Raw genomic sequence first — 25,671 nt, 5'->3', positions numbered from 1 at the left:
AAGGCGGGTTATGGCAGTAACGTCTGGAGGTTAAGTGTATGGAGCTTGTAGTCACTATTTTTGGCCTGGTCGTCCTCGCCATAAGCTTTGCCCTGTATAGCTGGAGCCGGAAGGACTAGCCTTGAAATCACCTAAGGACGCGAGGACAGGGACGTCCTCTTCCCAACCAATCCCGCCGATCGCCTGAACCTCGGCCTGCTTGGTCCCGGCGCACCGCTCAGCCCTTCCATCGTCGCGCTTCGGGTCGCCAGGGGGCTGTCCTGATGGACGCACCCGATCGATCGGGTGCGGCGCAGCCGCTCGACCGGCGGGTCGTCACCGATATATGGGCGTCTGGTCCGGCCGCCGTGGCCGGTTCACTGGCTCGTCGTAGCGCTTGACATCACCTGGACTCGGCGACGGTTATTTGGGCTGTGCGGAACAAGCCGCCTATGATGCGGTCGTGGTGACCGCCGCCGTGACCGAGATACCACCTCCTCTCATCGCGCAGTTGCGCGTGGGCGGGAGAATGGTGGTACCCGTCGGTCGCCGGACAGCCGAAGACGCAGTCGGTGCTCCTGGTGGCCTTCGTTCCGTTTAAGCGCGAATCTGGCAACGAGGGTCAGCAGTAGTTGTCCTGATTGAACTCAAGCGGATGTCATGTAATGCGCGAGCGAGGAGGCAACCATGGCGAACAAATGGGTGGTCGTTGCAGAAAGCACCCGCGCCCGGATCTTCGCGTTCCAGCAAGCCGGTCTAGCGATGCAGGAGCTGGAAGGGCTGACGCATCCGGCGAGCCGGGCCCATGAACGAGACCTGCCGGGCCGGAGCTTCGATAGCTTTGGTAGCGGCCGGCATGCCATGGAAGAGGAGGTGAGCCTAAAACAACAGAAGGCGATCGTCTTTGCCAGGGAGATCTCCGATCGGTTGGAGCTCGCACGAACGTGCGGCGAATTCGACCAGCTCACTCTCGTCGCGGCGCCCGCCTTTCTCGGATTGCTACGCGAGAACCTGAGCGCCGTGACCCACAAGCTCATCGTAAGGACCATCGATAAGAGCCTCGTACAGCGCAATGAGGCAGAGATCCCGCTCACCTCGAAACCGGATAAGAGGAGTAGGGAGAGATGTCATAGGCCCCACCCTTCGTCAGAGGGGTCGCTGTCGTACAATGGTCCTGATGCATTAGTGGAGGTTGTCGCATCAAGGTATCGTGCTTAGTCAGCCTCTAAATTATCGCCAAGGCGTGTTGCCAGCCAAGGCGCCGAACCAGCCGTTGCACCGGGTGTGGAACAGAGTCCTGCTTTGCTGGCGTGTTCGCCGCGCCCCGGTGAACGGCATGCCAGTAGGCAGCGATGTAAAGATAAAGGGTTAGAATCATTTTTCCGACATTCTTTCAAGATCGATGATTTGTCGATTTTCTTTCTTCAAAGGAAACGGGCATGAACACGATGCCGATGCTCCGAGGAAAGAACTATTGGGAGGTCAATGTTGTCCAGTTAAAGAGAGGAGACGCGTATGAAACTCTATTTTGCGGCGGGCGCCTGCTCAATGGCCCCGCATATCGTATTGCGTGAAGCAGCCTACACTTTCGAGCTGGAAGGTGTGGATCTGGCCACGAAGCAGACCGCAAGCGGCGAGGACTACACGAGAATCAACCCCAAGGGCTATGTGCCTGCCCTGAGACTCGACAATGGGGAGGTCCTGACGGAGGTGGCGGTTGTACTCCAGTACCTCGCGGATCAGAAGCCAGAGTCTGGGTTAGCACCCAAAACGGGCACGATGGAGCGCTACCGCTTGATGGAATGGTTGAACTTCGTGTCCTCGGAGATCCACAAGCAGTTCGGCCCACTCTTCAATCCCAAGATCACGGCGGAATGGAAAGCGAATCAGTTAGATCTGCTCGGTCGGCGGTTCGACTATCTGACTGAGCGGCTAAACGGTAAGTCTTACCTGATGGGCGACCAATTAACCGTGGTCGACGCGTACCTCTTTACCGTCCTTAACTGGAGTACCTTGCTTGAGGTCGATCTTGGGAAGTGGCCAAGACTCAAGGACTACATCGCCCGCGTGGCGGCTCGCCCGGCGGTGCGGGAGGCAATGAGTGCAGAAGGGCTGCGCAAGTAGCGGAAAGCAATGAAAAACGAAATGGCTGCTGTGGTGGGAGTCGGCCCGGGGCTGGGCGCGGCGCTGCTCTGAACGCTACCAACATTTGCTGGCGGAACGGGGTGACGATTCCCTGATTGAACCGGATGCGATAGCCGATGCCTATCTGGCGCTACACCGGCAACAGCGCAGTGCTTGGACGCTGGAGCTCGATCTACGACCTTGGGTCGAGAAGTTTTAAGCCGGCCTTCCCCCGCGAGCGATGCGGCGCAGCGGATGGACGGGTTGGCGGCTTCCAGCGACAGGTCGCCGCCCATGCTGTGACCGATGAGGGCAGTGCTCGGCGAAGCGTGTCAGCGCTGAGCGGTCGTACGGCGCGCTCGAGCAGGGCGGTGAGCAATCAGAAGCAGTTGGACACGCTTTCTCGAACGCGTGGCGATCCTCGCCGATGCGCGTGTCAAGGCGATCCCCTCGGGCTGGGGGCCTTCGCTAGACAGCTACTAATAGTAGGCTAACCAGACAGGTTGTGTCAGTGCAAGAGACGAACGGTAATGCCTAGCCCGCTCATGCCAACTACCAAGGCCATCACTAGATGAGTTGTCGCAGATCGAGTGCATTGCGCTGCGCATAGTCACCGTAGCAGTTGTTGAAGAGCACATGGACCATACGTGCTTCTTTCGCTAGGCTTTTGATTGGCGGGGCAAGTTCCTGGAGTTCGTCTTGCGAGTACAAGTATCTGAACCGTTCAGCCGCTGTGCTAAGCCCTTTTTTCGCCCACGTTTGGCGATTGCGCCCGTGCAGCCGCACCACCGCTACGCTGTGGCAGGTGACCTCCCACACGGCCGGTATGCTGCTTACAGACCCTTGCGGTTCATCCACCACCACGTGTGCCAGGTTGTGCTCGCGCTCAAAGGCCAACGCCTCACCGGCATGCTTCTCATTAAGCCAAGACCGATGCCGGAATTCCACCGCGACTTGATCCCCTGTAAGCATCTCGGCGCAATGGGCGATATAGTCAAGCCCGCTTGATTTGTAGACGAACCACGGTGGGAATTGAAACAACACTACGCCTAGTTTTCCGGCTTTTCTTAGCGGCTCAAGGCTCAAGCGGAAACGCGTCCAGAGCTCCTCTCTGGCCTCATTCGGGAGGTCGGTGTAATAGAGATTCTTCCTTTTGATGTCCCCCAGGGCCTCTACGATGTCTTTGGGCAATACAGGAAGGGGCGTCTGGTGTTGGGTAAAGAGACGAAATGCCTTGACGTCAAAAAAAAACCTTCAGGCGTCCGCTCGGCCCAGAGCAATGAGTTGCGTTCAGCGGGTAGCCCGTAGTAGGAGCTGTCGACTTCCACGATGCGGAACTGGGTGGCGTAATAGCGCAAGCGCGCTGCCGATGTCGTGGCGTTCGATGGATAGAAGCGCTTCGAATCGAGAAGCGTCTTCTCGGTCCAAGAGGTGGTGCCAACGAGAATGTTGGTCATGATGGAGCGCCCAAGACTGACGGCCCTAATCGATCTCTCAGCCGACCACAAAGTGGTCTTAAATAACTGGCTTTCGGGTGCTCGGGCCTCTCGCCTCAAGATTAAATCCTTGATTGAAAATTATACTAACAGTATACAACATTGCCGCGCCGCGGGGGGTATCACAGCCTGGTAGAACAGGGGACACTTCACAGGGATGGTAACTCGTCGGCTCCGATGGCGAGCTCGACTTCAGCCGCTGCGTCCCGAGAAGGGGCGGCGCGCCTGACCTCGCGAGCGGGTGGGGTCGGGGATCGTCGGGCGCGGCGCGGACACCGATCCCGGTGCGGGGTCGCGGCCGGCCCTGGCTAGCGCTTGAGTAGCTTCACGAATTCCTTCTCCTCGACTGTGGGAACGCCGAGCTTCTGCGCCTTCTCGAGCTTCGATCCGGGGTTCTCTCCGACCACTACATAGGAGTTCTTCTTCGAGACGCTCTCCGTGACCTTGCCGCCGCTCTGCTCGATCGCAGCCTTCGCCTCCTCGCGAGTCATAGACGACAGGCTGCCGGTGAGTACGAGCGTCTTTCCCTCGAGCGGCCCACCCTTGCGCGCGCGGCGCTCCTCCTGCGTGCGGAGGCCGGCCCGGCGGAGCTTCTCGAGGACCTTGCGGTTCCGCGGCTGTTTGAAGAATTCGTGGATGGAGTGCGCCACCGCCTCGCCGATCCCCTCTATCTCATCGATGTCGTCCATGCTCGCCCTCTCGATGGCATCGAGCGAGCCGAAGTGGTCCGCGATATCCCGGGCCCCCTTCGAGCCCACGTGGCGGATGCCGAGGCCGAACAGGAGCCGAGACAGCGGGCGGCCCTTTGACGCCTCGATCGCCGCCAAGAGGTTCTGTATCTTCTTCCCCGGGATCGTCCGCCCCGTCTTGCGATCCTGCTCGAATGCGAAGCCCTCGATGCCCTCGAAGGTTGCAGGGGTGAGCAGGTAGATGTCGCCGGGATCGTTCAGGAGACCGCGCTCGATCAGCGCGTCGATCGTCTCGTAGCCGAGCCCCTCGATGTCGAGGGTGCCGCGCGAAGCGAAGTGGAAGATCGACTCCAGACGGCGCGACGGGCAATCGATTCCCGTGCAGTAGGCGGCGACCTCACCTTCCTCGCGCACGATCTCGGAGCCGCATGAAGGACACATCGCCGGCATGTGCCAAGCGCGCGCATCGTTGGGCCGCTTCTCCTTGACCGGCCCGACGATCTCCGGGATAACGTCTCCAGCGCGCCGCACGACCACCGTGTCACCGATGCGCACGTCTCTCCGATGGACCTCGTCCGCGTTATGGAGGGTTGCCGTGGTGACGGTGACGCCGCCGACGCGGACCGGCTCGAGTACGGCGTACGGCGTGGCTTGGCCGCTGCGGCCGATGTGGATCTGGATGTCGCGGAGTTTGGTGATCTTCTCCTCCGGAGACCATTTGTACGCGACCGCCCAGCGCGGCGCCTTCGCCGTGTAGCCGAGCTCCTCCTGGGCATGGATCCGGTCCACCTTGACTACGACGCCGTCGATCTCATAGTCGAGTTCGTGCCGCTTCTTCAGCGATCGCTCGGTGTAACCGTAGATCTCGCGGGGGCTCTTCGCGACCTCACCGGTGTCGGCCACCCGAAGACCGAGCTCGCGGAGGTACGCGAGGGACTCCGAGTGTCGCGCAAACCGCTTGCCGTGCAGCGCCCCGATGCCGTGGACCCAGTAGCGCAGGGGTCGCGACGCCGTCACCCGCGGATCCTTCTGGCGGAGTGTGCCGGCCGCGGCATTGCGCGGGTTGGCGAACGGCGTCTTGCCCTGCTCTTCGAGCTCGCGATTGAACTCCTCGAAGGGCTTCACCGGGAGGTAGACTTCGCCGCGCACCTCGAGCAGCTTCGGCGGCATCGCCTCCCGCAGGCGCATCGGCACGCTGCGGATCGTGCGGATGTTGGCGGTGACGTCCTCCCCCTCGACCCCATCGCCCCGTGTCGCCCCGCGCACGTACCGGCCGTCCTCGTAGACGAGCGCGACCGCGACCCCATCGATCTTCAGCTCACAAAAGAAGTCAACGTCACCGACCTCGCGCTCCACGCGCTTCGCCCACGCCTGGAGCTCCTCGAGCGAGAAGACGTTGTCGAGCGAGTACATGCGCACGTGGTGCCGCACCGTCCGGAAGGCCTCGGCCGGGAGCGCGCCGACCCGCTGCGTCGGCGAGGCTGGCGTGGCGAGCTCCGAGTGACGCTCTTCGAGCTCAGCGAGCTCGCGGTACAGGGCGTCGTACTCGGCGTCGGAGATCTCGGGGCAGTCGAGGACATAGTACAGATGGTTGTGCCGCTCGATTTCCTCGCGGAGCCACTCCGCGCGCCTGCGCGCCTTCTCGGGAATCGTCATGCCAGCTCGGTCCTCAGGCCCCCGGATACGCCGAGGGCTGTGTCATTACGACGAGCGCCGAAGTCGCGCCGGCGACGACCGCACCCTCTCGAGTATCTGGAGCACCGGTAAGTCCCGGTACGCCGTGAAAACTTGCTCCGCAAAAAACTCCGCAACAAGCCAACACAAGGCGAAATAACGTGAATTGAACGACCCTGTTGATGATGAACCATTATACCGATGACTCATAATCCTACGTTCGCAGGTTCGAGTCCTGCCGGGCCCACCACCGAGTTACATTAGTTTTTCTTGCTCCGCATACAGGGACCAGTCTAAATGCCTTGGTGTCGTTCAGGCCGACCTGTCCCGAGTGCGGGAATCGGATCGAGCGCCGATGAGCACGCGACTCTCGGCCGCCGATTATGTTGCAGCGGGTTTTGCCCTCGTACCGATCCCCATCGGCCATAAGAACCCCATCGCCGCCGGCTGGCAGATCGAACAGAACGCCATCCGCACGATCGAACAAGCCGATCGCCTGGGGCCTCCCGTGAGGAGCCTCCCATCGGCGAGGAGCCGGCGCCGCTAGGCCAAAGGGAATCGAGTCCCGTCGGCGGCAATTCCGAGGCGAATCACGACGATGTGCCAGGCAACGAGAAGGATACTAGCTGCAATCCGAATTGCTAGTCCTGGCAATGGAACCCCCCCGGCGCTACGGCGTGCGGGCTTGCGCAAGATCCGGTTTCATGATCTTCGCCACACCTACGCGAGCTTGCTGATCGCGAACGGCGAGCAACCGAAGCGCATCCAGGCGCTCATGGGGCATTCGAGCATAAACGTCACGATGGACGTTTACGGGCATCTCAATGCCAGGGGGCGGGGGCGAGGTAGCCAATCGGCTTGGGGCGCTCGTTTTTCGCCCAAGTGGTAGCAGTCGATGAGCTGGACCTAGAGGAAAGTTCGCATCCTTTTGATTGGTGGCCAGGGACGGAATTGAACCGCCGACACAGGGATTTTCAGTCCCCTGCTCTACCGACTGAGCTACCTGGCCCGGAGCAGCGGGTTATTAGACCCGCGGACCTATCGGGCGTCAAGTCGCAGCACCTCATTCCTTCGGCGGAACATAGCCCACCGGTTTCGCGGAGCCCTCGCCGAAGAAGAACTGCTCCATCTGCTCCTCCAGGAAAGTGCGCGCCCTAGGGTCCATCGGGCTCAGGCGGTTCTCGTTGATCAGCATCGTCTGGTGCTTGAGCCAGGCCTGCCAGGCCTCCTTGGACACCTGCTCGTAGATGCGCCTGCCGAGCTCCCCCGGATAAGGCGGCCTGGCCAGTCCCTCGGCCTCGCGGCCGAGCTTGATGCAGTTGACGATGCGCGACATGTTCGAGTCACCTAGGGTGCCGGCAGCGCGCGAGTGTCGAGCAAGGTCGCGACCGGGGTCGCGAGGCCGAGCGGAGCCGGTCGCTGCTTGTTATACCAGACCCGCGCGCCGCCTTCCATGACCTGCCCTCGCGCCTCCCGCACGTTGATATAAATGGGGTGGATCTCCAGACGGAAATGGGTGAACACGTGCCGGAACACGCGCCCCCGCTGCATTGCGAGGGGCTCGAAGCCGAGCGCGCGGCAATATGTCTCGGGATCGCCATCCGCCGGACATTCCGGGAAGGCCCAGAGCCCGCCCCAGAGTCCCGCGGGGGGACGCCGTTCGAGCAGCACCTCGCCCGTGCCGTTGGTCAGGATCAAAAAGCCTGTGCGGCGCACCGGCAGGAGCCGCGCGGGCCTCTGCCTCGGGAGCTCGGTCTGCCGGTGGTGCCGCCGGGCGAGGCAGCCGTGGCGGATCGGGCAGCGCCCGCAGGCCGGGATGGTGCGGGTGCAGAGCCTGGCGCCGAGATCCATGATGGCCTGGGTATACTCGGCTACGCGCGCCGCCGGGGTGTGGCACTCGGCGAGCCCCCAGAGCCGGCGCGCCACCGGCGGGCTGCCCGGCCAGCCGTCGATGGCGTGGTAGCGACACAGGACGCGCTTGACGTTGCCGTCGAGGATCGCATGGCGTTGCCCGAGCGCCAGCGCCAGGATCGCCCCGGCAGTCGAGCGACCGATCCCCGGCAGGGTCATGAGTCCCGACAGGTCTTCGGGCACGGCGCCGGCGTAGCGCTCGCAGGCGATCCGGGCCGCGGCCTGGAGGTTTCTGGCACGGGCGTAATAACCGAGCCCCGACCACAGGTGCAGGACCTCGTCGAGCGGCGCCTCGGCCAGGGCCCGGACCCCCGGGAAGCGCGCGACGAAGCGCTCGAAATAGGGGACGACGGTCGCGACCCGGGTCTGCTGCAGCATGATCTCGGAGACCCACACCCGGTACGGCGTCGGCTCCCGCTGCCACGGGAGGCCGCGGCGGCCGTGGTCCCGGTACCAGGGGAGGAGCCGCCGGCTAACGTCGCCCGAAGGTTCGCGATCAGAATCGCAACAGGTCTTTGACCTTGCCGCCGACGTCGTCCCCGAGCTTTTCCTTGATCTTCTCTTCAACCTTGCCCTCGAGTTTCTTTTTCTGTTTGTCCATCTCGACCTGCGTCCGCTGCTTGGCGACGGCCGCCAGGTCCGGGACGAACTGGGGCTCGTCGAAGGCCCCGGTCACGCGGATCGGCACGGTGATGCCGTCGAGCTTCTCGGTATCCTTACCTTCCTGACCCTTCGAGGTCTCGACCAGGGAGGCATTCAGTGTGTAGTCGATGCGCTCGCTGCCGAGATCGGCGGTCCCCTGACCCGCGAGCCGGAGGAGCGGCGCCTTCATGACCAGATCGTCGTTTCGGACCACTCCCCCATCCACCTTGAAGGTCCCGCTCAGCTCGCTGAAGTCCGTCTGAGTACTGCCTTCGACCGATTGCTTGCCCTTGCCCCTGGCCGTATCGAGCAGGGCCTTGCCCTGGCGCGCCAAAAGGCCGATGTTCACGCCCTTGTAGGCCCCGTCCCGGACGGTAAAGGCTCCGCCACCCGTCGCGGTCTTCTTCATGCGATCGCCATCCGCCCCGCTCGCGGTCAACCGGGCCTTGAGGTCGGCGCGGCCCTCGAGCTTGGCCTCGCCGCGGAGGTCCGTTAGCAGGGGCTCGATCTGAACGCCGCTCAGCGACTCGTCGAGGCTCAGACTGGGCTCCTCGCCGCGCACGTCCAGCCCCACATTGCCCTGGTACTGGCCGCCGTAGAGGGCTGCGCCGAGCGGGCTCATGCGGAGGTTGCCGTCGCGGGCATCGATGTTGAGCACGACGTTCTGGAGCTTGAGATTGGACGCCTTGAGTTTCCCTACCCCGAGGCTCCCCTCCACATCGAGCGCACGCAGCATGTCGACCGGCAGCTTCGCGGCGGCCCCGGCCGCGGCCCCGGGGGTCGCGGCTTTGACCGAACCTGGAGACCGGGGGGCACCGGCGGGCTTGGGCGGGAGGTAGCGGTCGAGGTCCACGGCGTCGACCACTAGCTTGAACCGCAGCGCCTGCTTTTTGAGATCCGGCACGCCTAGTCTGCCTTGGACCGCGGTGTCGTCGAGCTCGAGGGCCAGCGGGTCGAGGTTCACCCCCGACGTCGAGCCCGTGAAGGACACGTCCCCGGAGAGCCGGGTCAGGACCTTGGGATCGGCCGTGACCGGCGGTCCCATCCCGAGCTCCAGCATCAGTTCCCGCGGGCTGAACGCCCCGACCTTCAGGGTGCCGTTGAAGCGTGGCGTAGCGAGGACTTGCTCGGCACGGATCCCGCCCGAAACCTCGAGCCCCAGGCCCCTGGCCGAGAGACGATCGAGGGCCACGGTGCCCTTGGCGAGATCGATGTCGGCCCGTGTCGAGACATCAAGCGGCGCCGGCCCCGTGGTGAGCGTGCCGCCGGCCACCATTACCTTGAGCGCGAGGGGGTCCAGCGACAACACCTCTGTCGTCCCCTGGAAGCGGGTGTCCAGCGACAGCCCGGCGAGCGTCCCGGCGGCCGCCTGTCCCAGGGACTCGAGCGTCGCGGAGAGCTTCGGGGCCTGTAACAGAAGCTTGCCGTCCAGCGCCGGCAGAGCGCTCGAGATCCGGGTCGCCGCCACATCGCCCTGCACCTCTATCCCCAGGGCGCGGATCTCGAGGCCGTCGAGCTTCGCCGTGTCGGCGGCGAGGTCCAGATCGAGCGCGACCTCCAGGGCGATCTCGACGTCCCCGCCTGGCACCCCCTCACCCTTGAGCTTAGCGCCGCCCTCGAAGGGAGAGAGGCGGTAGCGGCGCGCCTCGAGGTCGGGCATCACCGTGCCTTTGAGCCCGATATCCCCGGTCACGGCCGGCTTGGTGGCCACGAGCGAAAAGCCCAACTCCAGGTCCACGGGCTCACCCGGTTCGATCGCGTCGGTCTTGAGGTGGAGTCCGCGGATGGCGTAACGCTGCTTCTTCTGTCGATCGTCCCACGTGACCTCGGCATCCCGAAGATCGATGCCGCCGAGCGCAAAGGCGGCGAGCCCGGCCGGGGCCTCCTTCGACTCCTTGGCGCCGCCGGTCGTGGCGAGGAGGTCGTCCCAGTTGGTCTTCCCGGCCGGATCGCGGGCGAGGTTCACGACCAACCCGGTCATGGTCACCGTGTCCATCTGGACCTCCTTGCGCAGGAGCGGCAGGAGCGCGACATGCACGCGCGTCCGCTCCGCTTTCAGGAACGCGTGGGGCGCGAAGCCCGGGGCGTTTCCGAGCGTGAGCGGCCCGAGATCGAAACCCAGCCACGGAAAGATCGAAAGCCCGATGTCGCCGGCGAGGTCCCAGCTGCGACCGGTCTCCCTCTCAACCAACGATTTGATCTCGTCCTTGTAGTCGTTGGGATCGAACACCATCGGTACGATGATGACCGCGGCCACGACCGCCGCCACGATGAGCCCGAACACGATTGATACCGCCTTCAATACCTTTTTCATGGGAGACCCCTCGTGGTTCGGCCGAGCCTCGATGACGCAGAGCGGAGCACCGCGCCGAGCGCTGACCTGTGCCACGCACGGTCACAAATCGCGCTATTTTGATCCCCTTACCCTGGCCATCCGGAAGGAGAAAGGATCCTTAGGAGCCGGCTCCTGATCGTGGCCACCATCCTATCCCAGCCCGCGCAACCTGCCCGGAGGTATTCTACCCGCTCCCCGCAGGTACCGGGCGCAAGGACGGCCGGATTTCCGGCGCCGCGCGTCCGCGGGCCGGTATAATCCCCGTCGTCATGGATCCCGAGACCCTCACCACCCACGACGGGCGCGGCGGCCCGCGGGAGGACCCTCCAGTCCGTGCAACGAGCGGCTGGCCCATGACGCTCCTCTCGCTTGTGCTCTTCACCGTAGCGATCGGGGCGATCTACCACGTGTGCAAAGACCTCGATGTGGCGCGTCTGGTGGCGCAGCTTTCCGCACTATCGGCGGGACAGATCCTCGCGGCGTTGCTGCTCACCGCCGGGAGCTACGCTATCTTTACCGGCTACGACTGGTCGGGCCTGCGCTACATCGGGGCGAGGATCCCCTACCGGACCGTGGCGCTCGCGGCCTTTTGCGGCTGCGCGATCGCCAATACCGTGGGCGCCAATCTCGTGTCCGGGGGCTCGGTACGCTATCGGATCTATGTGCCGGCGGGACTGTCCAGCGTCGATGTCGCGCGCATCACGCTCTTCGGCATGGCGGCCTACGGGCTCGGCAACTTCGTCATCGCGGCGGCGGCGGTGCTCGTCTATCCGGACTTGATCGCGGGCTTCACCGGCCTCCCGGCCACCACCCTGCACGCCATCGGCATCGTGGGACTCGTGGCGTTCGGGGCGGTCATCGCCGCGACGTTCTTGCGGCGTGCCCCCCTGCGTCTCGGTCGCCTAGAGGTCCCGTTGCCCACCCCGGGGCTGGCCATCACGCAGATCGTCTTGACGCTCACCGACATCGTGCTCGCCGGGGCCTGCCTGTACCTCCTCCTGGACTCGCCCGAGGTCCCGTTCCTCGGCTTCTTGGTCGTCTACACCCTCGCCACCGTGGCCGGCATGGTGAGCCACGTCCCGGGCGGCATCGGCGTATTCGAGGGCATCCTGCTCGTCACCTTTCGCTCGCTCATCCCGACCGAGTCGCTGGCCGCGGCCCTCCTCGTCTACCGGGCGATTTACAACCTCCTGCCGCTCGCCGTCGCCACGGTGCTGCTCATGGGAAGGGAGACGTGGGAGCGGACCAGGGCCTAGCGGGGTGGGCGCGCGTACGACGAAGAGGCGTCACGCGGCGGCGGCCTCGCTCGCCTTGGCGAGGCAGGCGGTTGCGCAAGAGCGGCAAAGCGATGGGTTGCACGATGTCATCCGCGCCACGACCGGATCGGTGCACGACCTCGTGCTCGTGACCCGGAACATCCGCCACTTCGAGAACGTCCCCGGTCTCGCGGTACAAAACTGGCTCTCCGAGGAGTAACTCGCGCATTTCCCCCCGCCCGCGCCATCCGAAAGGGCACTACGACCTGAGAAGCGCCGTCCTCAGTTCGGGCACTGCGGGGAGGCCGACAGGTTGAGGCTGCAGTTGTCCGCGGTGCCGGCCGGCACGGTCGTGCCCCATTGCGGGGTCGACGGGCAGGCGGTCTGTACGCCGATCATCATGCCGCGGTCCTCGTGGCCCAGGAAGTGGCAGTGGACCACGTACTCGCCGGTGAAGTCCAGGAACCGGCTTCGGGTGGTGATCGAGCCCCAAGGCAGGCAGCCGCAGACCGACATTTGGCTGGGCACGGTGGTCTTCCACTGGCCGTTCCAGTTGGCGTTCGCCTGGTGCAGACGCCGGGGCACACCTGCTGGGCCTGCTGGTTGCTGAAGATCGGGCCGGCGTTCACGTCCTGTGGCGTCGTCGAGACCGCCGGCAGGCCGAAGGTGTCCCACCAGATCCATGGCGCCGGAAGGGCCTGACCGTTCATGGCAATGATCTGGAAAGGATTAGTGTGGATGTGGAACGGGTGCGCGGGCGCCGAGCCGTTCTGAACCGCCCACTGCTCGGCCTTGCCGAGGGTCATGGTCTCGTCGACGCGGCCGGATAGAAGTAGGTGCGCAGCGTCATGGGCTGCGTGGTCCATTTGGTGCCGTCGAACACCGGCACACAAGGGTGCTCCTGCATCTTGACGACGAACGTGGTGCTGAGCACACCGCCCTGGGCGTCGATCTCCGGTGGCTGCTGCAAAGACTGGAGATCGGGCGGCGGGCAGTTGGCCTGTGCGCCCGCCACGCCGCCAAGCGCGAAGGTGATCAGCGCCATGCCGAGCCACTGATTCTGGCGAAACGGTTCGATGAGCTTGGAACCTTTGCGGAGCATGCCTACCTCCCGTTTCAGGACGCATTTCTGCACCCTGTCAAGATAGGAAGATAGACAAGGGGCGAATTCTACGCAAGCGTCAAAGGTGCTAAACTAGCGCTTTACAGTGCGCCGATGTGGTGGAATTGGTAGACACGCCGTCTTGAGGGGGCGGTGGCGCTAGCCGTGCCGGTTCGAGTCCGGCCATCGGCACCACCTCGGAAGGCCGGGTCCGTGCGGCTGTCCACTAGCGGTGGGTATCCACACGGGCCCGGCGATCCCTTACAATCGCTGCCCCTGCGGGGCAGGCCTTGTCGGCACGGCGGTCGGCACCCGCTATTTTCATAAAACAATCACACTGGTCACCCATGCTCGCGGAATATGTACCCGTACTGGTCTTCATCGTCATCGCGCTCGTCTTCGGCGCGGTGGCGCTGACCGTGGGTTTCGTGCTCGGGCCGCGGCACGCCTATGCGGAGAAGGACTCGCCCTATGAGTGCGGCTTCGAGGCCTTCGAGGACGCGCGCATGCAGTTCGATGTCCGCTACTACCTCGTCGCCATCCTGTTCATCATCTTCGATCTGGAGATCGCCTTCCTGTTCCCGTGGGCGGTGGCGCTCGGGGACATCGGCGTGACCGGCTTCGTGGCCATGATGGTGTTCCTGGGCGTGCTCGTCATCGGCTTCGTGTACGAGTGGAAGAAGGGCGCGCTCGAATGGGAATAAAGGAAAGTTGAGCATAGGAATAAGCAAGTTGGGCATAGTTTCAGGCATCGTTTCATGGGCATAGCCGAGCATCTGAACCAGGCCGAGCACCCGAACCAGGGTTTCGTGACGACCTCCGTCGACACCCTCGTCAACTGGGCGCGCACCGGATCGCTCTGGCCCATGACCTTCGGGCTCGCCTGCTGCGCCGTCGAGATGATGCACGCCGGCGCCGCCCGCTATGACCTGGACCGCTTCGGCGTGGTGTTCCGGCCGAGTCCCCGCCAGTCGGATGTCATGATCGTCGCGGGGACCCTGGTCAACAAGATGGCCCCGGCGCTCCGCAAGGTCTACGACCAGATGGCCGAGCCGCGCTGGGTGATCTCGATGGGGTCCTGCGCCAACGGCGGCGGCTATTATCACTATTCGTATTCGGTAGTGCGCGGTTGCGATCGGATCGTGCCGGTCGATGTGTATGTCCCGGGTTGTCCGCCCACGGCTGAGGCGCTCCTCTATGGTGTGATCCAGCTCCAGAACAAGATCCGGCGCACGAACACCATCGCGCGCCAGCCTTGAGCCCCTTGGACGCCCCGAAGACCCCCGCGGAAACGCTGGCCGCGCGCCTCTTTGAGCGCTTCGGAGAGAAGCTCGACTGTAGAGTCGCGGTCGGCCAGGTGACGGCCGAGCTGGCCGCCGAGGATCTCGTCGAGGTGTGCACGGCATTGCGCGACGAGCCCGATCTCCGGTTCGAGCAGCTCATGGATGTGTGCGGCGTGGACTACTCGGCCTACGGCCAGGCCGACTGGCTCACCGAGGACGCCAGCACCTCGGGCTTCAGCCGCGGCGTCAGCGCTGGGAGCTACCGCGAGACGACGCCGGAGGGCATCCCGGATCGATCCGCCGTCGGTCGATCAACCCCCCCCGGTAGATCAGCCCCTGTTCGATCAAGGTTCGCGGTCGTCTATCACCTCCTGTCCGTGACCCACAACCGCCGTTTGAGAATCAGGGCCTACGCCGAGGGAGACCCGCCGTGCATCGCCTCGCTGGTCGACCTCTGGCCCTCGGCCGACTGGTTCGAGCGCGAGGCCTTCGATCTCTTCGGGATCCTGTTCGAGGGCCACCCGGATCTGCGCCGCATCCTGACCGATTACGGCTTCATCGGCCACCCCTTTCGCAAGGATTTCCCCTTGGAGGGCAATGTCGAGGTGCGTTACGACCCGGAGCAGGAACGAGTGATCTACCAACCCGTGACGATCGAGAACCGCGTGCTGGTCCCCAAGGTCATCCGCCACGATTACCCGGTGCCGGGAGCGACCAAGGCCGATGCCTGAGATCCGCAACATGACCATGAACTTCGGGCCCCAGCACCCGGCGGCCCACGGGGTCCTGCGCCTCGTCCTCGAGATGGACGGCGAGGTCATCGAGCGCGCCGATCCGCACATCGGGCTCCTGCACCGCGCCACCGAGAAGCTCGCCGAGAGCAAGCCCTACAACCAGAGCATCGGCTACATGGACCGGCTCGACTACGTCTCCATGATGTGCAACGAGCACGCGTACGTGCTGGCCATCGAGCGCCTGCTCGGGGTCGAGCCGCCCGTCCGGGCCCAGTACATCCGGGTCTTGTTCGACGAGATCACCCGTATTCTCAACCACCTCATGTGGCTCGGGGCGCACGGCCTCGACATCGGCGCCATGACGGTGTTCCTCTATTGTTTCCGGGAACGCGAGGACCTCATGGACTGCTACGAGGCGGTCTCGGGGACGCGCATGCACGCCACCTATTACCGGCCGGGCGGAGTGTACCGCGATCTGCCCGAGAGCATGCCGCAGTATCAGCCCTCCGTCTTCCGCAACCACAAGGAGGTGGAGCGGCTGAACGACAATCGCCGCGGCTCACTCCTCCATTTCATCGACGACTTCGCCGAGCGTTTCCCGGCATGCGTGGACGAGTACGAGACGCTCTTGACCGACAACCGCATCTGGAAGCAGCGCACCGTGGGGATCGCCGTGGTGACACCCGAACGGGCGCTCGCCCTCGGCTTCACCGGCCCCATGCTGCGCGGCTCGGGGGTCGCCTGGGACCTCAGGAAAAAACAACCGTACGCGGTCTACGATCGGCTCGACTTCGACATCCCGGTCGGGGTCAACGGCGACTGCTACGACCGTTATCTGGTCCGCATCGAGGAGATGCGCCAGTCGACTCGCCTCATCAAGCAATGTGTCGCATGGCTGCGCGAAAACCCCGGCCCCGTGATCGTCCCCGACCACAAGCTGGTGCCGCCGCCGCGCGAGGTCATGAAGGCCGACATGGAGGCCCTCATCCACCACTTCAAGCTCTTTACCGAGGGTTATTGCGTGCCCGAAGGAGAGGTCTATTGCGCGGTCGAGCACCCCAAGGGCGAGTTCGGGATCTATCTGGTCTCGGACGGAGCCAACAAGCCGTATCGATTGAAGGTCCGGGCCGCCGGTTTCGCGCACCTCGCGGCGATGGACGAGCTGGTGCGGGGGCACATGCTCGCGGATGTGGTGGCGACCATCGGCACCATGGACATCGTGTTCGGGGAGATCGACCGATGAGCGGGCTCTCGCATCACACAAGAGAGGTGATCGACCACTGGGTCGCCAAGTATCCGCCGGAGCGCAAGCAATCGGCGGTGCTTGCGGCGCTCACCGAGGCCCAGCACGAGAACGGCGGTCATCTCACCGTGGCGCTCATGGACGAGGTCGCGGACTATCTCGGCATGCCGCGCATCGCGGTCTACGAGGTCGCGAGCTTCTATTCCATGCTCGAAACCAGACCCGTCGGCCGCCACAGCGTCTCGATCTGCACCAACCTCTCCTGCTGGCTCAGGGGCGCGGATGCCCTGGTCGCGCACGTCGAGAAAAAGCTCGGGATCAAGACCGGGAGTAGCACCCCCGACGGGCGGGTCTACATGAAGCGCGAGGAGGAGTGCCTGGCCGCCTGCTGCGGGGCCCCGATGATGATGGTGGACCATAAGTACTACGAGGACCTCACCCCGTCCAAGATCGACGAGGTGCTGGACGGCCTCACATGACTATGCCCTATCTCAATCAGGGCCTCACTCAGGTGCCGTATTTCAATCAGGTCTGCTTTGCGACGCTCGGGCACGACCGGCCCTATAGCATGGAGACCTACCGCAAGCTCGGCGGTTATGAAGCGTGGAAGAAGATCCTCGCCGAGAAGACCCCGCGCGAGGCCATCATCGAGGAGGTCAAGTCCTCGGGCCTGCGCGGTCGCGGTGGCGCCGGATTCCCGACCGGGCTCAAGTGGAGCTTCATGCCCAAGGTCCCGAGCGGACCGCACTACATCGTCTGCAACTCCGATGAGAGCGAGCCAGGCACCTGCAAGGACCGCGACATCCTGCGCTTCAACCCCCATGCGGTCATCGAGGGCATGGCCATCGCGGGCTATGCGATCGGCGCTGAGGTGGGCTACCACTACATGCGCGGGGAGTTCATGGACGAGCCCGCGACGCGCTTCGAGGACGCCCTGAAGGAGGCCTACGAGGCCGGCCTGCTCGGCCGTGACATCCAGGGCTCGGGCATCGACTTTGATCTCTACAACCACCTCGGCGCGGGCGCCTACATCTGCGGCGAGGAGACCGCCCTCTTGGAGTCCCTGGAGGGCAAGAAGGGCCTGCCGCGCTTCAAACCCCCCTTCCCCGCCGGCTACGGCCTCTACGGCCGCCCGACCACGATCAACAACACCGAGTCCCTGGCCTCGGTCCCGACCATCCTGCGCATGGGGGCGCGCTGGTTCCTCGAGATCGGCGAGCCCAACAATGGCGGCACCAAGGTCTTCTCGGTGACCGGGCACGTCCAACGTCCCGGCAACTTCGAGGTCCCCCTCGGCACGCCCTTCCCCGATCTCCTGGTGCTGGCCGGCGGGATGTGGAAGGGCCGCAATCTCAAGGCCGTGATCCCGGGCGGCTCCTCGGTGCCGGTCCTGCCCGGTGACGCCATGATGGCGTGCACCATGGACTACGATTCCATCTCCAAGGCCGGCTCGTTGCTCGGCTCGGGCGCGGTGATCGTCATGGACGAGACCACCTGCATGGTGCAGGTGCTGCGGCGCATCTCGCGTTTCTACTATGCCGAGTCCTGCGGTCAATGTACCCCCTGCCGGGAAGGCACGGGCTGGCTGTACCGGATGTTGACGCGCATCGTCGAAGGCCGAGGACGGGCCGAGGACCTCGACAAGCTCGACGATGTGGCCAGGAAGATCGAAGGCCACACCATCTGCGCGTTCGGCGATGCCGCGGCCATGCCGGTCCGGAGCTTCATCAAGCATTTCCGCCACGAGTTCGAGCACTACCTCGAGCACGGCCGGAGCCTCATGGACGGCGTGGAGCGCGAGGCGGCATGAGCGAGGACCTGGTCACCTTCGAAGTCGACGGCCTTGTGTTACAGGCCAAGAAGGGTGCCATGCTCATGGAGGTGACCGATGCGGCGGACATCTACATCCCGCGCTTCTGTTACCACAAGAAGCTCTCGATCGCGGCCAACTGCCGCATGTGTCTGGTCGAGGTCGAGAAGGCGCCGAAACCGCTGCCGGCCTGTGCGACGCCGGTCATGGAGGGCATCAAGGTCTACACCCGCTCGCCGCGCGCCAGGGAGGCGCAAGCGGCGACCATGGAGTTCCTGCTCATCAACCACCCCCTCGACTGCCCGATCTGCGATCAGGGCGGGGAGTGCGAGCTGCAGGACCTGGCCATGGGTTATGGATCCGATATCTCGCGCTATGTCGAGAAGAAGCGGGTCGTCAAGGACAAGGACATCGGGCCCCTCATCCAGACCGACATGACCCGCTGCATCCACTGCACGCGCTGCGTGCGTTTCGGCGACGAGGTCGCGGGGCTCCGGGAGCTCGGCGCCACGGGACGCGGTGAGCACTTGGAGATCGGGACCTACATCGAGAACGCCGTGTCCTCGGAGATGTCCGGCAATGTCATCGATCTCTGCCCGGTCGGGGCGCTCACCTCGAAACCCTTCCGCTACTCGGCGCGCGCCTGGGAGCTACGGCAGAAGCCCGGCATCGCGCCCCATGACGCCATCGGATCGAACATCTCGTTCCATATCTTCCAGGGCCGCGTGAAGCGGGTCGTGCCGCGCGAGCACGAGGGCATCAACGAGGTGTGGGTCTCGGACCGCGACCGCTTCAGCTACGAGGGGCTCTACAGCGCGGACCGCCTGCTCGCACCCCGGATCAAAGAAAACGGCTCCTGGCGCGAGGCGGAGTGGGAAACGGCCTTCGCCTTCGCCGCAGCCGGTCTCAAGCGTGCCGTCGCGTCGCACGGGGTCGAGCAGCTCGGGGCCCTGGCCTCACCCGCCGCGACCCTCGAGGAGCTCTATCTCTTCCAGAAGCTCGCGCGGGCGCTGGGGACCGACAACATCGATCACCGCCTGCGCCAGCTCGATTTCAGCGATGATCCGCAGGCTCCCCTCTTCCCCTGGCTCGGCTCTACGATCGCCGATCTCGAGCGGATCGGTAGCGCGCTGCTCATCGGGAGCGATCCGCGCAAGGACCAACCCATCGCCAACCACAGGTTGCGCAAAGCGGCGATGCACGGCGGGGCCGTGATGGTCCTGAATCCCATCGACTTCGACTTCAACTACCGGATCGCACAGAAGCTCATCATCCCGCCGAGCCGCATGGTCGCATCACTCGCGGGGATCGCGAAGGCGCTGGCCGAGAAGCCCGCGACCAACATCGCCGAGATCTTGGGCGGCATCGAGGTCACGGACGAGCACCGGGAGATGGCGGAACGCTTGCGCGGGGCCGGATCGGGCCTCGTGCTCCTCGGCAACCTGGCGGTCTCCCACCCCCGGTGGAGCGCCCTGCGGGCGCTCGCGGGGTTCATCGCCGAGGCATCCGGGACGCGGCTCGGCTATCTGCCGGAGGCCGCGAACAGCGCCGGTGCCTGGCTGGCCGGGGTCCTGCCCCACCGGCGGTCCGGGGGTCGGGCGGTCACCGTGCCGGGGTTATCTGCCGGTGCCATGTGGGACGCCGGCATGAAGTCTTTTCTGCTTCTCGGGCTCGAGCCGGAATTGGACGCGATGCGGCCGGCCGCGGCGCTTTCGGCCTTGCACGGGGCCGAATTCGTGGTGTCACTCTCGGGCTATCGCACACCGATCATGGACGAATATGCCCATGCCCTGCTCCCGATCGCAGGCTTTGCCGAGACCGCGGGGACTTTCGTCAATGCGGCTGGCGAGTGGCAGGCGTTCGAGGCGGCCGTCTCGCCACTCGGTGAGGCCAGGCCCGGTTGGAAGGTGCTGCGGGTATTGGGCAATGCCTTAGGCTTGTCCGGCTTCGGCTTCGATGGCATCGAGGAGGTCCAGACCGAGGTACGCGGCGCCACGGGCGATGCCACGCCCGACAACCGTTTCCACCCAATGGGCGGCCGGTGGCTGTCGCTGGCCGAGGTACCGGTTGCCAGTGCGCCTGCGAACGGCGCGCTCGACCTCATCGCGCCCGTGTCCATGCACCGGCTCGACCCCTTGGTGCGCAGGGCTGGGGCCCTGCAGCGCACCGCGGACGCGGGCGACGATGGTCTCCACCTGCACCCGGTGCTGGCGCAGTCGCTCGGGCTTACCGACGGCGCCCGCGCACGCTTGCGACAAGGGAGGGCCGTGATCGAGCTGTCGGTGGCCCTGGACTCGAGCGTCCCGGAAGGTGCCGTGATGCTGTCGGCGGCGCGCGAACCGGCCAGCCGCTTGGGCGCATGCTCCGGGCCCGTGTCGCTCACGAAGGCCGCGACGTGATCGGGCAGGCGTTCGCGGCAACGGGTGTCGAGGTGGCCGGGTCGGAGCCGCTCATCTGGATCGTCTTCAAGATCATCCTCATCGTCCTCCCGCTTCTGCTCGGGGTCGCCTATCTGACCTTCGCCGAGCGCAAGGTGATCGGCTACATGCAGGTGCGCATCGGCCCGAACCGGGTCGGCCCGCGCGGCTGGCTCCAGCCGATCGCGGACGTGCTCAAGCTGGTGCTCAAAGAGGTCATCATCCCGAGCGGCGCCAATCGGGTCCTGTACCTCGCCGCCCCCATCCTTACGCTCGCCCCGGCACTCGCGGCCTGGGCGGTCGTGCCCTTCGACAACCTCAAGGTCCTCGCGGACATCAACGCCGGGCTCCTGTACATCCTCGCCATGACCTCCACGGGCGTCTACGGCATCATCATCGCGGGATGGGCCTCCAACTCGAAGTACGCCTTCCTCGGCGCCATGCGCTCGGCCGCGCAGATGGTCTCCTATGAGATCGCGATGGGCTTCGCGCTGGTCGGTGTCTTGATCGCCGCGGGCAGCCTGAACCTCCACGACATCGTCGTGGCCCAAGCCGGTAGTCTGCTCCACTGGTTCTGGCTGCCGCTCCTGCCGCTCTTCGTCATCTATTTCGTCTCCGGGGTGGCGGAGACCAACCGCGCGCCGTTCGACATCGCCGAGGGCGAATCCGAGATCGTCGCGGGTTTTCACGTGGAATACGCGGGGATGTCGTTCGCGCTCTTCTTCCTCGCCGAGTACATGAACATGATCCTGATCTCGGCGCTCGCCGCCGTGATGTTCCTGGGCGGGTGGCTGTCGCCGTTTCAGGGTGTCCCGGTCCTGGAGGGCCTGTTCTCCTTCGTGCCCGGCATCGCGTGGCTGTTCCTCAAGGTCTCTTTCTTCCTGTTCTGGTTCCTGTGGCTACGGGCGACATTCCCACGCTATCGTTACGATCAGATCATGCGGCTCGGCTGGAAGGTCTTCATCCCCATCACGATCGTCTGGATCGTCGTGGTGGGTCTCCTGGTGATGGTCGGGGTACCGCCCTGGTTTGATCGGTAATTTGATAGATATATATATACTTGGCCACGGTCATAGATCGCCTCCTTAGATCCCCTCTCCCTTCGGGAGAGGCACTGTCTTTTCTCCCTCTCCCTCCGGGAGAGGGTTGGGATGAGGGGATCAAAAAGGGGGGTTGTGTCCGTGCGTGGTATAATAAGGTACCATGACCTCACCCGCCCGATACTTCAAGAGCCTCTTGCTGACCGAGCTGTTCAAAGGCCTGAGCCTCACCGGCCGCCGGCTCTTCAACCGCAAGGTCACGGTCCAGTATCCCGAGGAGAAGACCCCGCAGTCGCCCCGGTTCCGTGGCCACCATGCCCTGCGCCGCTATCCGAACGGCGAGGAACGCTGCATCGCCTGCAAGCTCTGCGAGGCGGTATGCCCGGCCGTAGCCATCACCATCGACTCGGAGCAGCGCGACGACGGCACGAGGCGCACCACCCGCTACGACATCGATCTCACGAAATGCATCTACTGCGGTTTCTGTGAGGAATCCTGTCCGGTCGACGCCATCGTCGAGACGCGCTTCTTCGAATACCACGGCGAGCAGCGCGGCGACCTCGTGGTGAACAAAGAACAGCTCCTCGTCATGGGGGATCGCTTCGAGAAGGAGATCGCGGAGGACCGGGCGCAGGATGCGTTATATCGTTAGTTAGCCTTCATGGCCCCCACTCGACGCATAAAACAGCGACAGGAAAGGGAGTTCTTTGCGCATCACATGCTCCTCCATGTCGCCAATCTTGAGCTTGAAACGGCCAAGTCCACCGAACTTGGCCGCTTCAATCATTGCCTTGTGACGCTCACGTTTTCGGCGTTGGCTATTGAAGCCCTCGCGAACGCTGTTGGCAGTCGCGCAGTCGACGAGTGGAGTGACTTTGAAAGCGCGAGCCCAATTGCCAAAGTTCGATTACTAGCCGAGCGCCTGGGCATTGAGTATGATTCGACCAAAAAACCATAGTCCACGCTTCGCTACCTTACGAGATTTCGAAACGCAATCGCCCACGCCAAGCCTGAACGAGTGCTTGAAGAGAAGGTCATGCACGAAGCTGCGTACAACGCCCAGCTCTTCCGCAAGCCACCATCAAAGATGGAGCGTGAAGTGACTCTTGGGAATGCTGCTCGATGCTTTGGTGCAGTTCACACGCTCAAGGGACTCTTTACAGATGCGTTGCCTATTGCGAAGCGCTTTGGGCTTTACGGTGATGCATGGTCCGGTGGCGCGGAGTTGGCCGTGAATGAGCCCGAGTAGGATGCGCTGAGGTACGAAGCGCATCTGTCGAGCGATGTCCCGCAACTGATGCGCCTCCTTACGTCGGCACATCCTACGATATTCTATACCGGACCATCGTGAGGTAGGTTTTTGCATTTAGAGCTGTTTCCCATGTCGATTCACCAGACCGTTACCTTCCAAGAGGCCCTGGACATCGAACGCACGAGAGACATGCTTTCCAAGCGTATCGAGGAAGCACGACAAGAGCTTAGCCGGGGAGAGGTGCGCCGCGGTACGGTCGATGACTTGAGCCTGGAGATCGAACAAGTCCGGAACAACCCGGAGCTGCTAGCGTTCTTAGCGGAGCGCTCTCGGGAGAAAGAGACCTTCAGCCTGGAGGACGTCAAGCGAAAGCTCGGGTTGTAGGGGCCTGGTTCTTGGATTCTTGCAGAAAAGGTGTTATACAAGACGAGCTCAATAATCTACAAGTCTCTTCTCCCTCAGGAGAAGTTAGGATGAGGGGAGTCAAATCAAACTTTTTACTTGATTTTGATCCCCTTAGCAGGGGATGCGAGATTCCGGTCCCCTCCCCTGCGGAGCGGGGGAGGGTCAGAGTGGGGGTAAAGGCGCTGCGGGGCAGGAAAGGGCTTGGTCAGTGGGGAGTAGGTCGACACGGGTTGTTATACAGAATGCTCGATGAGCTTTTGCGAAAGCGACCATTTTTGAAGAAGGCGTGGTGTGTTCGGGTTGTCGAATGTATGAGGGGGCTATATGCAGCGACAATTTACGCTAGAGTATTGGGTCGACGATGATTGGTACGTGGGAAAGCTAAAAGAAGTGCCTGGTGTCTTTAGTCAGGGGGAAACGCTTGCCGAGCTCGAAGACAATATAAAGGATGCTTATGCGCTTGTGATGGCGGACGAAGGTGCAAGCCCACGTCCAGGCGTTAAGTCCAAAGAGATCGTAATGGATGTCGCGTGAAGCGTGGAGAGCTTATTCGAGCGCTCGTCGCCGCTGGTTGCTACTTGAAGCGTCATGGGATGAAGCATGATATCTACGCCAACCCGAACAAGGGCAGGCAAGCGCCAATACCGCGGCATGCCGAGATCAAGGACAGCCTGTGCGAGCTTATCAGGAAGCAGCTGGGACTGAAGGGTCGTCAAGCCTAACCCAAAACATGTGAGTTTCGGGGACCTCTCCAGGTTACATTTTTCTCCGAGCGAGGCACTGTCTTCTCTGAATCCAACACGGCGCTCAAGAGAGTGCCGCCTTCATCGTCGGTCAGCGGTCGGTAATCGCATCGTGAAACAGGTCGTCTTCTATTTCTTCGCCGGGATCCTGGTCGCCTCGGGGACGCTCGTCATCACCGTCAAGAACCCCGTACACGCCGCGCTCTTCCTCGTGCTCGCCTTCTTTGCGAGCGCCGGCGTGTGGCTGCTCCTGGAGGCGGAGTTCCTGGCCATCACGCTGGTTCTGGTCTACGTCGGTGCGGTGATGGTGCTGTTCCTGTTCGTGGTCATGATGCTCGACATCAACCTGACCCCCTTGCGCGAGGGTTTCGCCCGGTTCCTGCCGGTCGCGGGGGCCGTGGCATGCCTCATGATCACCGCGATGGTCCTGGCGGTCGGCCCCCGCTACTTCGGCGCCGACCGGGTGGCCGAGGCCGTCCAGCACCCCGCGGGCTACAGCAACACGCGCGAGCTCGGGCGGGTGCTCTACACCGATTACCTCTACCCCTTCGAGATCGCGGCCGTGATCCTCCTCGTCGCCATCGTGGCCGCCATCGCCCTCACCCTGCGGCCGAAACGCCAGACCAAGGCGCAGAAGCCCGAGGACCAGGTGGCGGTGCGGCGCGCCGATCGGGTACGGCTCGTCAAGATGGCGCCGGATGAGAGGCAATGACGTGACGTCGCACCGAGAATGTCTCGGCGACGGTGGAAGCGCAATGAAAAAACCCTATACCGCGGTCATCAAGCACTCAGGCGCCTGGTGGATCGGCTGGATCGAGGAAGTCCCGGGGGTGAACTGCCAGGAGGGAACTAGAGAAGAACTATTGGAAACGCTACGGACAACGCTCCGAGAGGAGTCGGACCTCAATCGCAAAGAAGCGCTGGAGGCAGCCGGGTCGGAGTACGAGGAAGAACCCTATCGCCATATGAAGCGCGGGGAGCTTTCTGAGCCACCTCCGTGCACAAGGATGCGAGCTTCTGCGGGAAGGCGGCCGGCATTCCTGGTGGCACAACCCGAACAAGAATTTAAGGTCAGCGGTACCACGGCATCGCGAAATCGATTACGATTTGGCTAGAAAAGATCTGCCGAGACCTCGGTGTATTGAAGTTCAAATGAACCAATAACGAGCGTTACCCGCGCCGTCTGCCTCGCCCGGCGGAGTTGTTGGTGCGCTGAACACGTGTCAGAATCGACGCTCGCCACCTTACAACCGGCTTCCCTCCCCTCCTTCGTCCTCCTACTGCTCATCTTCTGGCTCTTCAGGACAATTTGTGGGTGGTTGCGAGCCTGTGAGGGCATGGGTGCCTGTGGACTTGTGGATAACATCCCTGTTACCCGCAGGGCCCACAGGCCAAGCTGGGGATCTGTGGACAACGTCCCTTCTATGAGGGCCCCGTTGTCAAGCCCCGGCGCTAGATTATTTTGATCTTTACTTAGCTATTTTTATTCTCACATGCCGAGATTGTCTCCGCCGGAGTTGTTCACGCTTTGTCCAC

At 63.6% G+C, this 25,671-nt stretch carries 27 protein-coding genes, 2 tRNA genes and 4 pseudogenes; 25 read left to right on the top strand and 8 right to left on the bottom strand.

Annotated features, from left to right (window positions below; genetic code table 11):
- Positions 1–391 precede the first annotated feature (391 nt).
- The 4 genes and pseudogenes from M3461_12125 (at position 392) to M3461_12110 (ending at position 2,323) form a co-directional block, all read left to right on the top strand.
- Positions 392–526 (top strand): annotated as a pseudogene (locus M3461_12125) (protein-L-isoaspartate O-methyltransferase).
- 140 nt (positions 527–666) lie between these two features.
- Entirely contained in the window at positions 667–1,197 is a 531-nt protein-coding gene (locus tag M3461_12120; GenBank protein MDQ3775040.1) for a host attachment protein, read from the top strand.
- A gap of 297 nt (positions 1,198–1,494) precedes the next feature.
- Positions 1,495–2,103, top strand: a complete 609-nt coding sequence (gene gstA / locus M3461_12115; GenBank protein ID MDQ3775039.1) for a glutathione transferase GstA — start codon at positions 1,495–1,497, stop codon at positions 2,101–2,103.
- A gap of 97 nt (positions 2,104–2,200) precedes the next feature.
- A pseudogene (locus M3461_12110) lies at positions 2,201–2,323 on the top strand (short-chain dehydrogenase).
- A gap of 347 nt (positions 2,324–2,670) precedes the next feature.
- On the opposite strand, the pseudogene M3461_12105 reads toward M3461_12110, so the two are convergent.
- Positions 2,671–3,560 (bottom strand): annotated as a pseudogene (locus M3461_12105) (DUF72 domain-containing protein).
- 347 nt (positions 3,561–3,907) lie between these two features.
- A complete protein-coding gene (ligA, locus tag M3461_12100; protein MDQ3775038.1) occupies positions 3,908–5,944 on the bottom strand; it encodes an NAD-dependent DNA ligase LigA in 2,037 nt (678 codons plus the stop codon).
- A 373-nt stretch (positions 5,945–6,317) separates the two neighbouring features.
- Between ligA and M3461_12095 the strand changes: the two genes are divergently transcribed.
- Positions 6,318–6,509 (top strand): bifunctional DNA primase/polymerase, encoded by a 192-nt coding sequence (locus M3461_12095; protein ID MDQ3775037.1) that lies wholly within the window; start codon positions 6,318–6,320, stop codon positions 6,507–6,509.
- Positions 6,510–6,560: 51 nt separating this feature from the next.
- Positions 6,561–6,851 (top strand): site-specific integrase, encoded by a 291-nt coding sequence (locus M3461_12090; GenBank protein MDQ3775036.1) that lies wholly within the window; start codon positions 6,561–6,563, stop codon positions 6,849–6,851.
- 44 nt (positions 6,852–6,895) lie between these two features.
- Here the strand turns inward: M3461_12090 and M3461_12085 are convergent.
- The 4 genes from M3461_12085 to M3461_12070 all read right to left on the bottom strand — a co-directional run bounded on the left by M3461_12085 (position 6,896) and on the right by M3461_12070 (position 10,829).
- Positions 6,896–6,971, bottom strand: a tRNA-Phe gene (locus tag M3461_12085).
- 54 nt (positions 6,972–7,025) lie between these two features.
- Positions 7,026–7,298, bottom strand: a complete 273-nt coding sequence (locus tag M3461_12080) for an oxidative damage protection protein (GenBank protein ID MDQ3775035.1) — start codon at positions 7,296–7,298, stop codon at positions 7,026–7,028.
- An 11-nt stretch (positions 7,299–7,309) separates the two neighbouring features.
- Complete coding sequence (gene mutY / locus M3461_12075) at positions 7,310–8,440, bottom strand: A/G-specific adenine glycosylase (GenBank protein ID MDQ3775034.1); 1,131 nt, start codon at positions 8,438–8,440, stop codon at positions 7,310–7,312.
- Positions 8,370–10,829 carry an AsmA family protein gene (locus tag M3461_12070; GenBank protein MDQ3775033.1) on the bottom strand — a complete coding sequence of 820 codons (2,460 nt, stop codon included), beginning with the start codon at positions 10,827–10,829 and terminating at the stop codon, positions 8,370–8,372. Before M3461_12070 ends, mutY begins: the two co-directional genes overlap by 71 nt.
- Positions 10,830–11,119: 290 nt before the next feature.
- Between M3461_12070 and M3461_12065 the strand changes: the two genes are divergently transcribed.
- Positions 11,120–12,106: a lysylphosphatidylglycerol synthase domain-containing protein gene (locus tag M3461_12065; protein MDQ3775032.1), complete on the top strand. Its 987-nt coding sequence runs from the start codon at positions 11,120–11,122 to the stop codon at positions 12,104–12,106.
- Positions 12,107–12,110: 4 nt separating this feature from the next.
- Positions 12,111–12,326 carry a hypothetical protein gene (locus M3461_12060; GenBank protein MDQ3775031.1) on the top strand — a complete coding sequence of 72 codons (216 nt, stop codon included), beginning with the start codon at positions 12,111–12,113 and terminating at the stop codon, positions 12,324–12,326.
- Positions 12,327–12,388: 62 nt separating this feature from the next.
- Here the strand turns inward: M3461_12060 and M3461_12055 are convergent, their stop codons facing one another.
- Together M3461_12055 and M3461_12050 are read right to left on the bottom strand one after the other, a co-directional pair.
- Positions 12,389–12,790: a multicopper oxidase domain-containing protein gene (locus tag M3461_12055; protein ID MDQ3775030.1), complete on the bottom strand. Its 402-nt coding sequence runs from the start codon at positions 12,788–12,790 to the stop codon at positions 12,389–12,391.
- 118 nt (positions 12,791–12,908) lie between these two features.
- Positions 12,909–13,208 carry a hypothetical protein gene (locus M3461_12050; GenBank protein ID MDQ3775029.1) on the bottom strand — a complete coding sequence of 100 codons (300 nt, stop codon included), beginning with the start codon at positions 13,206–13,208 and terminating at the stop codon, positions 12,909–12,911.
- 110 nt (positions 13,209–13,318) lie between these two features.
- Between M3461_12050 and M3461_12045 the strand changes: the two genes are divergently transcribed.
- The 17 genes and pseudogenes from M3461_12045 (at position 13,319) to M3461_11965 (ending at position 25,088) form a co-directional block, all read left to right on the top strand.
- Positions 13,319–13,403: transfer RNA gene (locus M3461_12045), tRNA-Leu, on the top strand.
- A 152-nt stretch (positions 13,404–13,555) separates the two neighbouring features.
- Complete coding sequence (locus tag M3461_12040; GenBank protein MDQ3775028.1) at positions 13,556–13,912, top strand: NADH-quinone oxidoreductase subunit A; 357 nt, start codon at positions 13,556–13,558, stop codon at positions 13,910–13,912.
- Positions 13,913–13,966: 54 nt separating this feature from the next.
- Positions 13,967–14,467: an NADH-quinone oxidoreductase subunit B gene (locus tag M3461_12035; protein ID MDQ3775027.1), complete on the top strand. Its 501-nt coding sequence runs from the start codon at positions 13,967–13,969 to the stop codon at positions 14,465–14,467.
- Complete coding sequence (locus tag M3461_12030; GenBank protein ID MDQ3775026.1) at positions 14,464–15,222, top strand: NADH-quinone oxidoreductase subunit C; 759 nt, start codon at positions 14,464–14,466, stop codon at positions 15,220–15,222. Before M3461_12035 ends, M3461_12030 begins: the two co-directional genes overlap by 4 nt.
- Positions 15,215–16,468, top strand: coding sequence for an NADH-quinone oxidoreductase subunit D (locus M3461_12025; GenBank protein ID MDQ3775025.1), 1,254 nt, complete (start codon positions 15,215–15,217; stop codon positions 16,466–16,468). Before M3461_12030 ends, M3461_12025 begins: the two co-directional genes overlap by 8 nt.
- Positions 16,465–16,947, top strand: a complete 483-nt coding sequence (locus M3461_12020) for an NAD(P)H-dependent oxidoreductase subunit E (protein MDQ3775024.1) — start codon at positions 16,465–16,467, stop codon at positions 16,945–16,947. The genes M3461_12025 and M3461_12020 overlap by 4 nt, the downstream gene beginning before the upstream one ends.
- 2 nt (positions 16,948–16,949) lie before the next feature.
- On the top strand, positions 16,950–18,278 hold the full coding sequence (gene nuoF / locus M3461_12015) for an NADH-quinone oxidoreductase subunit NuoF (GenBank protein MDQ3775023.1): 1,329 nt from the start codon (positions 16,950–16,952) through the stop codon (positions 18,276–18,278).
- Positions 18,275–20,677: an NADH-quinone oxidoreductase subunit NuoG gene (gene nuoG, locus M3461_12010; GenBank protein ID MDQ3775022.1), complete on the top strand. Its 2,403-nt coding sequence runs from the start codon at positions 18,275–18,277 to the stop codon at positions 20,675–20,677. The genes nuoF and nuoG overlap by 4 nt, the downstream gene beginning before the upstream one ends.
- On the top strand, positions 20,677–21,735 hold the full coding sequence (nuoH, locus tag M3461_12005) for an NADH-quinone oxidoreductase subunit NuoH (GenBank protein ID MDQ3775021.1): 1,059 nt from the start codon (positions 20,677–20,679) through the stop codon (positions 21,733–21,735). The genes nuoG and nuoH overlap by 1 nt, the downstream gene beginning before the upstream one ends.
- A 163-nt stretch (positions 21,736–21,898) precedes the next feature.
- Complete coding sequence (gene nuoI / locus M3461_12000; GenBank protein MDQ3775020.1) at positions 21,899–22,387, top strand: NADH-quinone oxidoreductase subunit NuoI; 489 nt, start codon at positions 21,899–21,901, stop codon at positions 22,385–22,387.
- Positions 22,388–22,396: 9 nt separating this feature from the next.
- A complete protein-coding gene (locus tag M3461_11995) occupies positions 22,397–22,693 on the top strand; it encodes a hypothetical protein (GenBank protein ID MDQ3775019.1) in 297 nt (98 codons plus the stop codon).
- 60 nt (positions 22,694–22,753) lie between these two features.
- Positions 22,754–22,984: a hypothetical protein gene (locus M3461_11990; protein ID MDQ3775018.1), complete on the top strand. Its 231-nt coding sequence runs from the start codon at positions 22,754–22,756 to the stop codon at positions 22,982–22,984.
- Positions 22,985–23,116: 132 nt separating this feature from the next.
- Positions 23,117–23,371, top strand: a complete 255-nt coding sequence (locus M3461_11985; GenBank protein MDQ3775017.1) for a hypothetical protein — start codon at positions 23,117–23,119, stop codon at positions 23,369–23,371.
- A 345-nt stretch (positions 23,372–23,716) separates the two neighbouring features.
- The gene (locus M3461_11980; GenBank protein MDQ3775016.1) at positions 23,717–23,926 is read left to right on the top strand and encodes a type II toxin-antitoxin system HicB family antitoxin; all 210 of its coding nucleotides are present in this window, start codon (positions 23,717–23,719) and stop codon (positions 23,924–23,926) included.
- A complete protein-coding gene (locus M3461_11975) occupies positions 23,923–24,114 on the top strand; it encodes a type II toxin-antitoxin system HicA family toxin (GenBank protein ID MDQ3775015.1) in 192 nt (63 codons plus the stop codon). Before M3461_11980 ends, M3461_11975 begins: the two co-directional genes overlap by 4 nt.
- A 133-nt stretch (positions 24,115–24,247) precedes the next feature.
- Positions 24,248–24,847 carry an NADH-quinone oxidoreductase subunit J gene (locus M3461_11970; GenBank protein MDQ3775014.1) on the top strand — a complete coding sequence of 200 codons (600 nt, stop codon included), beginning with the start codon at positions 24,248–24,250 and terminating at the stop codon, positions 24,845–24,847.
- Positions 24,848–24,890: 43 nt separating this feature from the next.
- Positions 24,891–25,088 (top strand): annotated as a pseudogene (locus tag M3461_11965) (type II toxin-antitoxin system HicB family antitoxin).
- Positions 25,089–25,671: the final 583 nt, after the last annotated feature.

This window comes from Pseudomonadota bacterium, from assembly GCA_030860485.1.
Lineage (GTDB): Bacteria > Pseudomonadota > Gammaproteobacteria > JACCXJ01 > JACCXJ01 > JACCXJ01.
The sequence above is the reverse complement of the archived record's forward strand: the minus strand, read 5'-3'. Positions and strand labels throughout refer to the sequence as shown.

What these genes read in the sequence shown, in the direction of transcription:
- gstA (MDQ3775039.1), top strand. Translation starts at nt 1,495, where the DNA reads ATGAAACTCTATTTTGCGGCGGGCGCCTGCTCAATGGCCCCGCATATC.
- M3461_12055 (MDQ3775030.1), bottom strand. Translation starts at nt 12,790, where the DNA reads ATGGATCTGGTGGGACACCTTCGGCCTGCCGGCGGTCTCGACGACGCC.
- M3461_11995 (MDQ3775019.1), top strand. Translation starts at nt 22,397, where the DNA reads ATGGCCCCCACTCGACGCATAAAACAGCGACAGGAAAGGGAGTTCTTT.
- ligA (MDQ3775038.1), bottom strand. Translation starts at nt 5,944, where the DNA reads ATGACGATTCCCGAGAAGGCGCGCAGGCGCGCGGAGTGGCTCCGCGAG.
- M3461_12080 (MDQ3775035.1), bottom strand. Translation starts at nt 7,298, where the DNA reads ATGTCGCGCATCGTCAACTGCATCAAGCTCGGCCGCGAGGCCGAGGGA.
- M3461_12120 (MDQ3775040.1), top strand. Translation starts at nt 667, where the DNA reads ATGGCGAACAAATGGGTGGTCGTTGCAGAAAGCACCCGCGCCCGGATC.
- M3461_12065 (MDQ3775032.1), top strand. Translation starts at nt 11,120, where the DNA reads ATGGATCCCGAGACCCTCACCACCCACGACGGGCGCGGCGGCCCGCGG.
- M3461_12070 (MDQ3775033.1), bottom strand. Translation starts at nt 10,829, where the DNA reads ATGAAAAAGGTATTGAAGGCGGTATCAATCGTGTTCGGGCTCATCGTG.
- nuoF (MDQ3775023.1), top strand. Translation starts at nt 16,950, where the DNA reads ATGCCCTATCTCAATCAGGGCCTCACTCAGGTGCCGTATTTCAATCAG.
- M3461_11985 (MDQ3775017.1), top strand. Translation starts at nt 23,117, where the DNA reads ATGTCGATTCACCAGACCGTTACCTTCCAAGAGGCCCTGGACATCGAA.
- M3461_12025 (MDQ3775025.1), top strand. Translation starts at nt 15,215, where the DNA reads ATGCCTGAGATCCGCAACATGACCATGAACTTCGGGCCCCAGCACCCG.
- M3461_12020 (MDQ3775024.1), top strand. Translation starts at nt 16,465, where the DNA reads ATGAGCGGGCTCTCGCATCACACAAGAGAGGTGATCGACCACTGGGTC.
- M3461_12040 (MDQ3775028.1), top strand. Translation starts at nt 13,556, where the DNA reads ATGCTCGCGGAATATGTACCCGTACTGGTCTTCATCGTCATCGCGCTC.
- M3461_12095 (MDQ3775037.1), top strand. Translation starts at nt 6,318, where the DNA reads ATGAGCACGCGACTCTCGGCCGCCGATTATGTTGCAGCGGGTTTTGCC.
- M3461_12035 (MDQ3775027.1), top strand. Translation starts at nt 13,967, where the DNA reads ATGGGCATAGCCGAGCATCTGAACCAGGCCGAGCACCCGAACCAGGGT.
- M3461_11980 (MDQ3775016.1), top strand. Translation starts at nt 23,717, where the DNA reads ATGCAGCGACAATTTACGCTAGAGTATTGGGTCGACGATGATTGGTAC.
- nuoI (MDQ3775020.1), top strand. Translation starts at nt 21,899, where the DNA reads ATGACCTCACCCGCCCGATACTTCAAGAGCCTCTTGCTGACCGAGCTG.
- nuoG (MDQ3775022.1), top strand. Translation starts at nt 18,275, where the DNA reads ATGAGCGAGGACCTGGTCACCTTCGAAGTCGACGGCCTTGTGTTACAG.
- M3461_12050 (MDQ3775029.1), bottom strand. Translation starts at nt 13,208, where the DNA reads ATGCTCCGCAAAGGTTCCAAGCTCATCGAACCGTTTCGCCAGAATCAG.
- M3461_12090 (MDQ3775036.1), top strand. Translation starts at nt 6,561, where the DNA reads ATGTGCCAGGCAACGAGAAGGATACTAGCTGCAATCCGAATTGCTAGT.